Below are 13,349 nucleotides of genomic sequence, written 5' to 3' on the forward strand. Positions count from 1 at the left end.
CTCACAGCAGCGGCAAGTCTAGTGCCAACTGCTGCACAGCGGGCTCGCCCAAGCACTCGCTTCAGCATTTGATGCGCAGGACCGGGCCAAGCAGCCAGGGTTCAAGCAGCGCCCAAAAAAAACCCGGCCGGAGCCGGGTTTCAACTGAGGGGACGATCCGAACTCAGGGCTTGTTGCCGGTAGGGAAAGGCCAAGCGGCTTGTGGGCTCAGCGCAGTCTTGGCGGCTGGGGCGGCGGCAGCTGGCTTGGCAGCGGCCTTCTTGGCTGCTGGCTTGGCGGCTGGCTTCGCTGCAGCTTTGGCAGCAGGCTTTGCCGCTGGTTTAGCCGCTGGTTTGGCTGCTGGCTTGGCTGGCGCCTTGGCAGGAGCTTTAGCAGGAGCCTTCTTCACGGGAGGCGTGTCCTTCTTGGCTGGCGTGGCTGGCTTCTTTGCAGGAGCGGCAGCCTTCTTCGCAGGAGCAGCAGCCTTCTTGGCTGGAGCTGCAGCCTTCTTCGCTGGAGCGGCAGCCTTCTTCGCAGGTGCAGCGGCCTTCTTAGCAGGAGCAGCAGCCTTCTTGGCAGGTGCAGCGGCCTTCTTCGCAGGTGCAGCGGCCTTTGGAGCAGCAGCCTTTTTCGCAGGTGCAGCGGCCTTGGTTGCAGCAGCCTTCTTCGCGGGAGCAGCAGCCTTCTTCGCAGGTGCAGCGGCCTTTGGAGCAGCAGCCTTTTTCGCAGGTGCAGCGGCCTTGGTTGCAGCAGCCTTCTTCGCGGGAGCAGCAGCCTTCTTCGCAGGTGCAGCGGCCTTTGGAGCAGCAGCCTTCACGGGAGCAGCGACCTTCTTGGCCGGAGCGGCCGCCTTAGGTGCTGGTGCGGCCTTTTTGGCCGGAGCCTTCTTTGCAGTTGCCATTTTTCAGTTCTCCTTGATCAAGTGGAAAGAGCACTGCCTGCAAGGCCTAAGCCGCTGCAGCGCAGTTATTCACCACCCAGGTGTCGCTTAAGGTTGGCGCCCCGGTGCGGTGAATTGGGTTGTTAGCTGATCAAACTTCAGCCAACGAATCTTCTTGAGTCAACAATAAACTGGAACAAGGCGGACAAAGGCTCCAAGCCAATACCTACTCAGTCCCAGGACAATGCGCCACCGGATTGGTACTCGATGACGCGGGTTTCGAAGAAGTTGCGCTCCTTCTTCAGATCAATCATTTCGCTCATCCATGGGAAGGGGTTCTCCTCACCAGGGAAGAGCTCTTCCAAGCCAATTTGTGTCGCACGCCGGTTAGCGATGTAACGCAGATAGCCCTTGAACATCGATGCATTCATGCCCAACACGCCACGAGGCATGGTGTCTTCGGCATAGGCATATTCCAGATCAACCGCCTTCAGGAACAGCGCCTTGATTTCGGCCTTGAACTCGGGCGTCCACAGATGCGGGTTTTCAAGCTTAAGTTGGTTGATCAGGTCGATGCCGAAATTACAGTGCATGGACTCATCACGCAAGATGTACTGGTACTGCTCGGCTGCACCGGTCATCTTGTTTTGGCGGCCCATCGCCAGGATCTGCGTGAAGCCGACGTAGAAGAACAAACCCTCCATCAGACAGGCGAAAACGATCAGACTCTTAAGCAGCGTTTGATCATTCTCGGGCGTGCCGGTATTGAAGTGCGGATCCATGATCGCGCCGATAAACGGGATCAGGAACTCATCCTTGTCACGGATCGACTTGACCTCGTTATAGGCGTTGAAGATCTCCGACTCGTCCAAGCCCAAGGACTCAACGATGTATTGATAGGCGTGGGTGTGGATCGCCTCTTCAAAGGCCTGGCGCAACAGGAACTGGCGGCATTCGGGCGCGGTGATGTGGCGATAGGTGCCCAGCACGATGTTGTTGGCGGCGAGCGAATCGGCGGTCACGAAAAAGCCAAGATTGCGCTTGATGATGCGGCGCTCGTCTTCGGTCAGCCCGTTCGGGTCTTTCCACAAGGCGATGTCACGCGACATATTCACTTCTTGCGGCATCCAATGGTTGGCGCAAGTGGCGAGGTATTTTTCCCAGGCCCATTTGTATTTGAAGGGCACCAACTGGTTGACGTCGGTCTGGCCGTTGATGATGCGCTTGTCGGCCGCGTTGACGCGGCGGGCGGGAGCTGCAAGCGCTTGTGCAGGGGCGCTCGGCGTTATGGCCGCGGCCGCTGTGGAGGCAGTTGTGAAAGCCGTTGCGGCAGATACGGAGGCAGCCGAGCCGGCGTTCACAGCGGGGCTGGGCGCAGTAGTCGCGAAATTCGCGGGTGCTTTTTCAGCGGGCTTCAGGTCTTCTTCCCAAACCAACATAGTCTGTTTTCCTATCGAGTCGAATTATCAGAGTGTTGTGTTCAAACACCAAGGACTTCTTGACATCAACACGTCTTGCGCGTTGCGAAGTCGCAAATCACATAACTCTGAATTGGTGCATACAAAAAACAGCAGATGCCGATGAACAGTGGCATCGCAGGCGACGAGAAAAAAGGCCACCTCAAATCGAGCGGCCTTTTTTCTTTTCAACGATTTACTGACAAGCCTCGCAATCCGGGTTGTCAATCGAGCAGAACTTCATGTCTGTCGCTGGCAACTCGGGCTCGACTGCGGCGACCGGCGCAGCGGAATTTGCGGCCGAGGCCATCCCCGCAGACGCGCCCGACGAGACCGCATTGAGCTGCCCCGAAGACTTGACGGTGCTCTTCTCGGCGTGCGTAGCACCCATGGTGCGCAAATAGTAGGTCGTCTTCAAACCGCGCAACCACGCGAGCTTGTAGGTCTCATCGAGCTTCTTGCCCGAAGCGCCGGCCATATAGATGTTCAGCGACTGAGCCTGGTCGATCCACTTCTGACGGCGCGCGGCGGCTTCAACCAACCACTGCGTCTCGACCTCGAAGGCGGTCGCGTACAGCGCCTTCAACTCTTCCGGCACGCGGTCGATGCGGCGCAGTGAGCCATCGAAATGCTTCAGGTCCATCACCATCACGTCGTCCCACAGACCCAGGCGCTTGAGGTCACGCACCAAGGCGTCGTTGATGACGGTGAACTCGCCGGACAGGTTCGACTTGACCGACAGATTGCCGAAGCAAGGCTCGATCGAAGCATCCACGCCGATGATGTTGGAGATGGTCGCCGTCGGCGCGATCGCCACGCAATTGCTATTGCGCATGCCGTGCGCTTGAATGCGAGCACGCAGCGCGTCCCAGTCCATCGTGGTCGAGCGGTCAACTTCCACATATCCACCGCGCTCCTTGGCCAGCAGGTCGAGCGAGTCGATCGGCAAGATGCCGCGGTCCCACAGCGAGCCGCGATACGAGGAGTAGCGGCCGCGCTCTTGCGCCAACTCGGTCGAAGCCTGGTAGGCGTAATAGCAGATCGCCTCCATCGACCGATCGGCGAACTCGACCGCCTCATTCGATGCATAGGGCAGACGCAGCGCATACAGCGCGTCCTGGAAGCCCATCAGCCCCAAGCCGACCGGACGGTGACGCAGGTTCGAGTCACGTGCCTTCTTGACCGCGTAGTAGTTGATGTCGATGACGTTGTCGAGCATGCGCATCGCGGTCGAAATCGTCTTTTGCAGCTTGGCGTGGTCAACACCCTTGTTGCCGTCTTCGCCCAGCACCAGATGCTGCAAGAGATTGACCGAACCCAGATTACAAACCGCGATCTCGCTGTCATTGGTGTTCAGCGTGATCTCGGTGCAAAGGTTGCTCGAGTGCACGACGCCGACATGCTGCTGCGGCGAGCGCACATTGCAGGCGTCCTTGAAGGTGATCCAAGGGTGGCCGGTTTCGAACAGCATCGACAGCATGCGGCGCCACAGGTCCTTGGCCTCGATGCGCTTGAACAGCTTGATCTCGCCGCGGTCAGCCTTTTCTTCGTAGGCGACATAGGCCTTCTCGAAGGCGATGCCGAACAGGTCATGCAGATCGGGCGTGTTCGAAGGGCTGAACAGCGTCCACTGGCCGCCGTCCATCACGCGGCGCATGAACAGATCGGGGATCCAGTTGGCGGTGTTCATGTCATGGGTGCGGCGGCGGTCATCACCGGTGTTCTTGCGCAGCTCCAGGAACTCCTCGATGTCGAGGTGCCAGCTTTCCAGATAGGCGCAGACCGCGCCCTTGCGCTTGCCGCCCTGATTGACCGCGACCGCCGTGTCGTTGACCACCTTCAGGAAAGGCACCACGCCCTGGCTCTTGCCATTGGTGCCCTTGATGTGCGAGCCCAAGGCGCGCACCGGTGTCCAGTCATTGCCCAGACCACCGGCAAACTTGGACAGCAGAGCGTTCTCTTTCAAGGCCTCGTAGATACCGTCCAGATCATCGGCCACGGTCGTCAAGTAGCAGCTCGACAACTGCGAGCGGCGCGTGCCGGAGTTGAACAGCGTCGGGGTCGAGCTCATGAAGTCAAAGCTGGACAGCACTTCATAGAACTCGATCGCACGCGCTTCGCGGTCGATCTCGTTCAGCGCCAGGCCCATCGCCACGCGCATGAAGAAGGCCTGCGGCATTTCGATGCGTTGGTCGTCGATGTGCTGGAAGTAGCGGTCATACAACGTCTGCAGGCCGAGGTAGTCGAACTGCAAATCGCGCTCGGCTTTCAGCGCCGCGCCCAAACGGGCCAGGTCGTACTGACCCAGACGCTCGTCCAGCAACTCGGCCTTGACGCCCTTCTTGATGTAGCCGGGGAAATACTCGGCATAGCGCGCATGCATCTGCTCTTGCGTGATCTCGCCGCCGACCACTTCGCGGCGGATCGTGTGCAGCAGCAGGCGCGCCGTCGCCTGGCTGTAGCCGGGGTCGCGCTCGATCAAGGTGCGGGCGGCCAGGATCGCGGCCTTGTAGACCTCGTCGATCGGCACGCCGTCGTACAAATTGCGCTTGGTCTCGGCCAAGACCGGGTCCGGCTTGACGTCCTCGCCCAAGCCAGCGCAGGCCGACACGATCAGGCTTTGCAGATGAGCAAAGTCCAGCGGCACGCGTTGGCCGCCGTCGATCACGGTCAGCTGCACCTCGGCGACCGGCTTATCGATCTTGCCCTGGGCCAGGCGCTCTTGCAGGCGACGCTCGCGGTAAAGCACATAGGCACGCGCGACTTCGTGATGACCGCCGCGCATCAGGCCCAGCTCGACCTGGTCCTGCACATCTTCAATATGGAAGGTACCGCCGCTCGGGCGCGAGCGCATCAGCGCACGCACCACCGCTTCGGTCAGGCCGTCGACCGTCTCGCGCACGCTGGCCGAGGCCGCGCCGCTGGTGCCATGCACGGCCAAAAAGGCCTTCATCAAGGCAACGGCAATCTTGCTCGGCTCAAACGACACCACGGCGCCATTGCGGCGCAGGATTTGATAGGCCTGAAATGCCGATTGCAAAAGCTGGCCTTCGGGGCTAACCGAATGCGGGCTGGCTCCCAGAGTGGCGGCGTGGGCGAGTTGAGTCTGCATGAATCGTCCTTTGATGTCTCGTTGAAATCTTGAAAAACAAAGCGTGGCGCGCGTCAAACGCGCCTGAGCTTCAATTTAAATTGGGGTGTATTCGGCACATCGGCGTGGGCTTCAGCACGCCCAAGCCCAGGCTTGACCTTGCACGGCCCGTAGGCACCGGCATTGCACCTACAACAGCCAGCTCCGCCCCTGCAATATGCCCAAAGGTGGCATGCAAACCAGTGTTGAATACAGGGCCGAAGGATAGCATGAAGCACACTATATCTGGGGTCACCGTGCCACTCAAGCACTACAGCTAGCGTATCTATCCCATTGACGGCGGCGGAAATTAAGGTTAGCCGAGGCAATGAATCAAAGCCGGGAAAGGGCCGACAAGGCGACTTTGCTTGATGCCTTCTGTGCCCGAGCGCGCCGAGCCGCATTCCTGCTGGCTTGGCGACCAAAAATGCCCGCTAAACCGCGCCAAACCTTGCGCCAAAAACTTCGTACCAGAACGCTCACCTGACCAACCATGGGGCGGCGCGGCCGAACTGACGACTTGTGTTGGCGCCTGGCTAGTCTTCGCCTTGATCCGCCTCGTCCGCCGTCACTCCCAGGCGCGCCATGCGGTAGCGAATTTGGCGCAGCGACAGCCCCAAGCTGGCGCCAGCGGCGGTGCGGTTAAAACGGTGCTGCGTCAGGGCACGCAGCAAGATGTCGCGCTCAACATCATCCAAATAGCTCGCCAGATCGCTTGGCAAATCGGCCGGGGCGGTGTGAAGACCGAAGCCTTTGGCTGCGGACCCGGCAGGCGCCAAGTCAAACTCATCGGCCGCATCCAGGCCCGCCAGCTGAGATTCATCCAACAGCGACTCGGGCAAACCGAGATCGCCCGCATCGATCCACTCGCCGCCGGACAATGCCAGCGCGCGGTGGAGCAGATTCTCAAGCTCCCGCACATTGCCGGGGAAGGCATAGCGCGTCAATTGCGCCAACGCGGCCGGCGTCAGCTTCGGCACCGGCGAGACACCGGCGTCGGCAGCGATGCGCTCCAGCACGCGCTCGCCAATCATCGGCACATCCTCGATGCGCTCACGCAAGGGCGGCACGCGCAGCTGAATCACATTCAAGCGGTAAAACAAATCTTGCCGGAAGCGCCCTGCCGCCACCTCCGCACCCAGATCTTTGTGGGTGGCGCTGAGGATTCGCACATTGACCGATGCTTCCGCCACCGCTCCGACCGGCCGCACCGAACGCTCCTGAATCGAACGCAAGAGTTTGCTCTGCATGGCCAGTGGCAAGTCGCCTATTTCATCCAGGAACAAGGTGCCGCCGTCGGCAGCCTGGAAGAAACCCTCGCGGTCTTCATTGGCGCCGGTGAAAGCGCCCTTGCGGTAGCCAAAAAATTCGGCCTCCAACAACTGTTCCGGGATGGCGCCGCAATTGACCGCCACAAAGCGTTGGCGCGCCCGCACACCGCTGTCGTGAATGGCGCGAGCCACCAATTCCTTGCCGGTGCCCGATTCACCCTGCAAGAGCACCGGCGCCATGCTGCGCGAAACTTTTTCGATCAAGGAGCGCAACTCCTGAATCGCTGCCGACTTGCCGGCCAGGCGGGACAGCGCCGTCAACAAATGGGCCGCGGCAGCGGGCACAGGCTTGGCCAACACTGGCCGCTCTTTGACGGTCTCCTTCGCGATCACCTGAGGGGGCTGACTTGGCGACTTCGCCGGCAGTAGGCTCGGCACCACCGCCGGCACCGTCTGCGGCTGGCGCCCCAAGGCGGAGGCCACCACCTGCCTGAACTGGCGCAGATCAACCGGCTTGGTCAGGTAGTCATAGGCCCCTGCCTTGAGCGCCTCGACGGCGTTCTCGGCCGAGCCGTAGGCAGTGATCACCAGCGTCTTCTCATCCCTGCTCTGCTGCTCCAGCCAATGCAAAATGTCCAGGCCACTGCCATCGGGCAAACGCATATCGGTGATGACGGCGCTGTAGTGGCGACGCTGCAGATGCGTCAAGGCCTCGGCCACCGACCCTGCCGTTTCCAAGTGGTAGCCCTCGCGCATCAAGGTCAGCTCATACAAGGTCCGCAAGTCAGGCTCGTCATCCACCACCAGCAAACTGAAGGCCAAACCGTCGGAAGTCGCGCTGCTCATAAATGCCTTCAAAAAAGAGTTGGGCTGCGCAATGAAGGCGCAGCGGACTCGATCAAGCGCAGCCGGATGCTGAACTCGTTGCCGGGCAAGTTTGCGTCTTGGCGGCGGCGATAGTCGATTTGGGCGCCGTAGCGCTCACACAATTCGCGGCAGATGTACAAGCCCAATCCCGAGCCGCGGCTGCGGGTGGAAAAGAAGGGCTCGAACAAATGACGCTCCACCTCGGGCGGGATCGCCGGCCCGGCATTGAAAACAGTCAAGCTTGCCATCGGCTGGGAATTGGCCGCCAGCTCGAGCGCCAAGCTGACTTGCACGCAGGCCGGCCCAGGCTCGGCATGGCGCAAGGCGTTGTCGAGCAAATTGACCAAGACCCGGCGCAGATGTTCGGGATCAAAGCTGACCACCAAGGCCTGCAGCGGCACGGCGCAAGTCAAGGGGTCATTGGGTCCGGGCGCCAACTGATTGGTGCGCGCCCATTCGAGACAGGTCTCGCTGACCAACAAGCTCGCATCCAGTGGCACCGGCGCCGGCACTGCGCCGGGCGCCACTTCCAAAACATCGTCAATGATGCGCTTGAGCCGTGCCACATTGGAGGCCACCATGCGCGTCAACTGCTGCGAGCGGGGCTCGGCCAGATCCTCGGACAGCAAGGCGTTGGCTTGATCGATAGCGGCCAGCGGATTGCGGATTTCATGCGCGATGCCGGCCGACACACGGCCCATCGCGGCCAGTTTTTCTTGCTGGCTGCGTGCCAAGACCTTGCGGTTGTCCTCGATAAAGAGCACACACAAATCTTCACTCGCCTCCGACTCCCTGCGCCTTGTGAAGCGCATGCGCAGGCGCAGGCTGCGCTCTGCGCCGCTCTCGAAGGCCAGGCCTACATCGCGCCCGGCCTCGGGCCAAGTGGCCGAGGCAAAGGCCTGCTCAACCGCCCGCACCAGCGGTTGCCAAGCCGGCACACCGCGCAGCTGAAATGGAGCCGTGCGCACCGCCGACTGGCCGTCGGCCAACAAGTCGCGGGCGGCCGGATTGGCGGCACGCACATGGCCGCGCCGGTCCACCACCAACACACCTTCTTGCATCTCGTCGATCACCAGCCGATTCAGCTGCGCTTGCTGGCGCGCGAACTCCATGCTGCCACGTGCGGCGCGCTCCTCGCGGGCCAAGCGGCTGGCCATCTCACTCGCCAACAAGCTGATGACAAAAAAGCCGCTGCCCACCAGACCTGCTTGCGTCAAGCGCAGCGCCACATCGGCGCCGTCAAGCACCGCCCAGCCGGCCACGCCCAACATCACCAAGGCCGCGATGGCCGCCGTGGCCAGGCCAAGCAAGCGCGGGGTCAGCACGCCGGCCATCAAGACCGGCATCACGAACAGCGCGCCGTAATTGACCCCGCCGCTGCGGTCCGATGCATGCAACAAACCGAACAAGGCCAAATCCAAGCCAATGCTGGCCCACCATTGAGGGCTGCTAACACGTGCCAAGGTCTTCGCAGAAGCGCCGCGTTGCAAGCGCGGCAGCAGCCACAAGGTGAGCGCCTGCGTGGCGTAGAGCACGCACAAGATATTCGTCCACAGCGGCACCGCCGAGCCGAGCAAACCGGCGATCAGCTGCGTCGCCACCAGCGCCAGCCCCAAGGCCGCGCGGGCGGCCAAAAAAGCCCGGTACAAACGTGTGAACGCGTTGCCACCAGCGCTCACCAAACGCCGCGCTGGCTGAAAGAAGAATTGCGAATTTGCAGCCGCCGTGTCAGCTCGCTCCTGCCCAGACTCGGCCAAATCCAGCTCTTCGGCCAAGCCCTCGGCGGGGTCTAGCGTGTCCGGCGTGTCAGCGGGAATGCCAGGGCCAAACCAAGACTGCGGCGCCACAGTCATGAGCGAGTGCCATGCGCCAACTCGAAGGCCGCCCGATGTGCCCCACTGCAAAACACACCGCCCTGGCCAGGCAATGCTTCGTCAAGCGGCAAATGCAGCCCGCATTGTGCGCAAGTCGCCATGCTCAGGGCTTGAGCCTTGGGCTGAGCGGGCGAATCGGGCTTTACGGCGGGTGGGCGGGCGCGCTTGCGTGCCAGCATCGAGAACACCAACGCCACAACAACGATAAGCAAAAGGTATTTCATGAAGCTTCAAGTTCTTCCAGCGTGAATACGCGATAGACGCTCAGACCGAGCGCTGCAACACCACTTCCAACACAAAGCGTGAGCCGGCATAGGACAGCAAGAGCAGCAAGGCGCCGAAGTAAAGCCAGCGGGTTGCGCGGCGACCGCGCCAACCGAAGACCCGCCTGCCAGCCAACAGGCCACTCAGCACCACCCAGCCCAGCACCGCAAACAAATTCTTGTGGTCCCAGCGCCAATGCGGGGTGAACCACCAACCCAGCACCACCGCCAAAGACAGGACAGCCACGCCGGCACCGACGAATTGAAAGGTGAGCCGCTCGAGTCGCAGCAAGGGCATCAAGGGTTCGGGTCGTGGCTCCTGCGGCTTGCCATGGCCAGGTTTCATCTGCCGCATCTGTCGCTCGGCCCGACTCAACAAGGCCGCATGCAAGACCGCCACCCCGAACAAGCCGTAAGAAGCCAGTCCCAGCACCCAGTGGATGGGGGCCCAAGGCGAGGCCGCCTGCGGCCTGCTCTCGCCGGGAAACAGCAGCGCCAATACCACCACCAGCGCCGCCAGCAGGGCCAGAACACGCCGCACGCCGGCCAAGGGCAGGAAGCGACTCTCCAACATATAGACCGCGATCACCAACCAGACAGTCATGGACAAAGCAGGCGCGAAACCGAAACGTGCACCCGCCTGCGCTTGGCCAAAGCCGGCAATGTCCAAAACCAAGGCCAGCAAATGCGCGGCCCAGGCCAACATCAAGACGCCATGTGGGCGCGCTGGGTTTTGAATGTGGTCTGACGTCGCTTTGGGGGTCGACACAGCGACCCAGCCATAGGCCAAAACGGACAGCAAACTGACTGCCAGCAAGACAGCGCTGACCGGTGTTTGAGAAGCGGGCGATAAAATCATCCTCACAGTGTACTTTTGCGCGCCTCGCCAGACCGACGGTGCCTCTCTCCAATGGCTTCCAATTTGACCGACCGCCTGAGTCGTCTCGTGAAAACGATGCGCGGCCAGGCCCGCATCACCGAAACGAACGTCCAGGAGATGCTGCGCGAAGTGCGCATGGCGCTGCTAGAGGCCGACGTGGCGCTGCCCGTCGTGCGCGACTTCATCACCCGCGTCAAAGACAAGGCGCTCGGCGCCGAGGTGATCGGCTCGCTCAACCCCGGCCAGGTGCTGGTGTCGATTGTGCAAAAGGAATTGGCCGCGACCATGGGCGAAGGGGTCGCCGACCTCAACCTCGCCGCCCAGCCGCCTGCCGTGATCCTGATGGCGGGCCTGCAAGGCGCGGGCAAGACGACCACCACCGCCAAGCTGGCCAAGCACCTGATCGAGAAGCGCAAGAAAAAAGTGCTGACGGTCTCCGCCGACGTCTACCGCCCGGCCGCGATTGAGCAGCTCAAGACCGTCACCAAACAGGCCGGCGCCGAGTGGTTCCCGTCGACGCCGGATCAAAAGCCGCGCGACATCGCGCTGGCCGCGATCGACTACGCCAAGAAGCATTATTTTGATGTGCTGCTGGTGGACACCGCCGGCCGACTCGCCATCGATGAAGCCTTGATGGCCGAGATCCGCGACCTGCATGCTTTGCTCAACCCGATTGAGACGCTGTTCGTCGTCGACGCGATGCAGGGTCAGGATGCGATCAACACGGCCAAGGCCTTCAAGGAAGCGCTACCGCTGACCGGCATCGTGCTGACCAAGCTGGACGGCGACTCGCGCGGCGGCGCGGCGCTGTCGGTGCGCCAGATCACCGGCGCACCGATCAAATTCGCCGGCACGTCGGAGAAAATCGACGGCCTGGAGGTGTTTGACGCCGAGCGTCACGCCGGCCGCGTCTTGGGCATGGGCGACATCGTCGCGCTGGTCGAAGAAGTCACCAAGGGCATCGACGTCGCCGCGGCGCAAAAACTGGCCGACAAACTCAAAACTGGCAGCGGCTTTGATCTGAACGACTTCCTGGCCCAGATCACGCAAATGAAGAAGATGGGCGGCCTGGCCGGCCTGATGGACAAGCTGCCCTCGCAGATGACGGCCAAGACGGGTGCGGCCGATATGGACCGGGCCGAGAAGGACATGCGCCGCATGGAAGGCATCATGAACGCGATGACCGCCAAGGAGCGCCGTCAGCCTAGCCTCTTACTCGATGGCAAGAGCAAGGCCAGCCGCAAGCGCCGCATCGCCAGTGGCGCCGGCGTGCAGATTCATGAAGTCAACCGCGTACTGACCCAGTTCGATCAGATGCAGGGCATGATGAAAAAGATGAGCGGCGGCGGCATGATGAAGATGATGAAGAAGCTGGGCGGTATGAAGGGCATGGGCGGCATGCCCGGCATGAAATAAGCCCCTCGCCCGCGGGTACGTAAAAATGGCCGGTATCAAACCGGCCACTTTTTCTTGGCGCCCGGCTTGGGGCGGCCCGGCGCTCGGGCGCAAAACCTTATTCGAGCAGCGCCTGCGCGAACTCGCGGGCGTTGAAGGTTTGCAAGTCCTCCAGCTTCTCGCCCACGCCGATGAAGTAGACCGGAATCGCGCGCTCGCGCGCTATCGCCGCCAGCACGCCGCCCTTGGCCGTGCCGTCGAGCTTGGTGACGATCAAGCCGGTCAGGCCGATCGCATCGTCAAAGGTCTTGACCTGCGCCAGCGCGTTCTGCCCGGTGTTGCCATCAATCACCAGCAAGACCTCATGCGGCGCGCCGTCCTGCGCCTTGCCGATCACGCGCTTGATCTTCTTCAGCTCTTCCATCAGATGCAGCTGCGTCGGCAGGCGGCCCGCCGTGTCCGCAATCACCACATCACAGCCACGGGCGCGCCCGGCCGTCACCGCATCAAAGGTCACAGCCGAGGGGTCGCCGCCCTCCTGGCTGACGATCTCGACTTGGGTGCGGTCGGCCCACACGGCCAACTGCTCACGCGCAGCGGCTCGGAAGGTATCGGCCGCGGCCAGCAAGATCTTCTGATCGGCCTCGGCCAAGTGACGGGTCAGCTTGCCGATGCTGGTGGTCTTGCCGGCGCCGTTGACGCCGACCACCATCATCACCGTCGGGCTGTGTTGACCGACCGCCAATGCTTTCTCCAGCGGCCGCAGCAAATCGGCCAAGGCTTCCACCAAAAGCCCACGCACGGCTGAAGGCGCGGTCACCTTGGCCTCCTTGACGCGACGCTTGAGATCGGCAAGCAGATGCTCGGTCGCTTTGACGCCGGTGTCGGCCATCAGCAGCGCAGCTTCCAATTCCTCGTACAAGGCATCGTCAATTTGCGTGCCGGTGAAGACTTGCGCAATGCTGGAGCCGGTTTTTCGCAATCCTTGCCGCAGATTGTCGATCCAACTGCGGCGAGGCTCAACGACGGGCGCCTGGTCCTCTGCGGCGGGCACGGGCATGGACACTGGCAACGCTGCAGGGACGACGACCGCATGTTCGACCGTCGCCGGTTCGGGCGCTGGCAGCGGCGCAGGCGCAACGATCAACTCAGCAAGCAGTTCAGCAATCGGTTCAGAAAGTGGTGCGGCCACCACGGCTGGTTCGGGCACGACAACCGGAACTGGCGTCGGCACCGGGGTGGAAGAGAACTTTTTCTTGAAGAAGCTGAACATCGCGCAACCTGGGAATGACGGTGCGCGACCGTGTTTGAAGCCACGCTGTCACACACCGCCTTGTGAAGAGCCTGCGTCAA

Annotated in this window: 9 protein-coding genes; 1 reads left to right on the forward strand and 8 read right to left on the reverse strand. The window is 61.9% G+C overall.

Annotated features, from left to right (window positions below; genetic code table 11):
* Positions 1 to 163 precede the first annotated feature (163 nt).
* The 7 genes from LNV09_RS09495 to LNV09_RS09525 all read right to left on the reverse strand — a co-directional run bounded on the left by LNV09_RS09495 (position 164) and on the right by LNV09_RS09525 (position 10,580).
* On the reverse strand, positions 164 to 880 hold the full coding sequence (locus tag LNV09_RS09495; protein WP_263556858.1) for a hypothetical protein: 717 nt from the start codon (positions 878 to 880) through the stop codon (positions 164 to 166).
* 209 nt (positions 881 to 1,089) lie between these two features.
* Positions 1,090 to 2,298 (reverse strand): ribonucleotide-diphosphate reductase subunit beta, encoded by a 1,209-nt coding sequence (locus tag LNV09_RS09500; protein ID WP_263556859.1) that lies wholly within the window; start codon positions 2,296 to 2,298, stop codon positions 1,090 to 1,092.
* Positions 2,299 to 2,512: 214 nt separating this feature from the next.
* Positions 2,513 to 5,428, reverse strand: coding sequence for a ribonucleoside-diphosphate reductase subunit alpha (locus tag LNV09_RS09505; protein ID WP_263556860.1), 2,916 nt, complete (start codon positions 5,426 to 5,428; stop codon positions 2,513 to 2,515).
* 554 nt (positions 5,429 to 5,982) lie between these two features.
* A complete protein-coding gene (locus tag LNV09_RS09510; RefSeq protein WP_263556861.1) occupies positions 5,983 to 7,563 on the reverse strand; it encodes a sigma-54-dependent transcriptional regulator in 1,581 nt (526 codons plus the stop codon).
* A gap of 8 nt (positions 7,564 to 7,571) precedes the next feature.
* On the reverse strand, positions 7,572 to 9,437 hold the full coding sequence (locus LNV09_RS09515; protein ID WP_263556862.1) for a sensor histidine kinase: 1,866 nt from the start codon (positions 9,435 to 9,437) through the stop codon (positions 7,572 to 7,574).
* Positions 9,434 to 9,682, reverse strand: coding sequence for a PP0621 family protein (locus LNV09_RS09520; RefSeq protein WP_263556863.1), 249 nt, complete (start codon positions 9,680 to 9,682; stop codon positions 9,434 to 9,436). The genes LNV09_RS09515 and LNV09_RS09520 overlap by 4 nt, the downstream gene beginning before the upstream one ends.
* Before the next feature lie 40 nt (positions 9,683 to 9,722).
* Positions 9,723 to 10,580 carry a cytochrome C assembly family protein gene (locus LNV09_RS09525; protein WP_263556864.1) on the reverse strand — a complete coding sequence of 286 codons (858 nt, stop codon included), beginning with the start codon at positions 10,578 to 10,580 and terminating at the stop codon, positions 9,723 to 9,725.
* 51 nt (positions 10,581 to 10,631) lie between these two features.
* Between LNV09_RS09525 and ffh the strand changes: the two genes are divergently transcribed.
* On the forward strand, positions 10,632 to 12,017 hold the full coding sequence (ffh, locus tag LNV09_RS09530; protein ID WP_263556865.1) for a signal recognition particle protein: 1,386 nt from the start codon (positions 10,632 to 10,634) through the stop codon (positions 12,015 to 12,017).
* A 97-nt stretch (positions 12,018 to 12,114) separates the two neighbouring features.
* On the opposite strand, the gene ftsY is transcribed toward ffh, so the two are convergent.
* Positions 12,115 to 13,269, reverse strand: coding sequence for a signal recognition particle-docking protein FtsY (gene ftsY, locus LNV09_RS09535; protein WP_263556866.1), 1,155 nt, complete (start codon positions 13,267 to 13,269; stop codon positions 12,115 to 12,117).
* Positions 13,270 to 13,349 lie beyond the last annotated feature (80 nt).

It is taken from the genome of Paucibacter sp. B2R-40 (assembly GCF_025717555.1).
In the GTDB taxonomy this organism is placed as follows: Bacteria; Pseudomonadota; Gammaproteobacteria; order Burkholderiales; family Burkholderiaceae_C; genus Paucibacter_A.

What these genes read in the sequence shown, in the direction of transcription:
- ffh (WP_263556865.1), top strand. Translation starts at nt 10,632, where the DNA reads ATGGCTTCCAATTTGACCGACCGCCTGAGTCGTCTCGTGAAAACGATG.
- LNV09_RS09525 (WP_263556864.1), bottom strand. Translation starts at nt 10,580, where the DNA reads ATGATTTTATCGCCCGCTTCTCAAACACCGGTCAGCGCTGTCTTGCTG.
- LNV09_RS09520 (WP_263556863.1), bottom strand. Translation starts at nt 9,682, where the DNA reads ATGAAATACCTTTTGCTTATCGTTGTTGTGGCGTTGGTGTTCTCGATG.
- LNV09_RS09515 (WP_263556862.1), bottom strand. Translation starts at nt 9,437, where the DNA reads ATGACTGTGGCGCCGCAGTCTTGGTTTGGCCCTGGCATTCCCGCTGAC.
- LNV09_RS09505 (WP_263556860.1), bottom strand. Translation starts at nt 5,428, where the DNA reads ATGCAGACTCAACTCGCCCACGCCGCCACTCTGGGAGCCAGCCCGCAT.
- LNV09_RS09500 (WP_263556859.1), bottom strand. Translation starts at nt 2,298, where the DNA reads ATGTTGGTTTGGGAAGAAGACCTGAAGCCCGCTGAAAAAGCACCCGCG.
- LNV09_RS09495 (WP_263556858.1), bottom strand. Translation starts at nt 880, where the DNA reads ATGGCAACTGCAAAGAAGGCTCCGGCCAAAAAGGCCGCACCAGCACCT.
- LNV09_RS09510 (WP_263556861.1), bottom strand. Translation starts at nt 7,563, where the DNA reads ATGAGCAGCGCGACTTCCGACGGTTTGGCCTTCAGTTTGCTGGTGGTG.
- ftsY (WP_263556866.1), bottom strand. Translation starts at nt 13,269, where the DNA reads ATGTTCAGCTTCTTCAAGAAAAAGTTCTCTTCCACCCCGGTGCCGACG.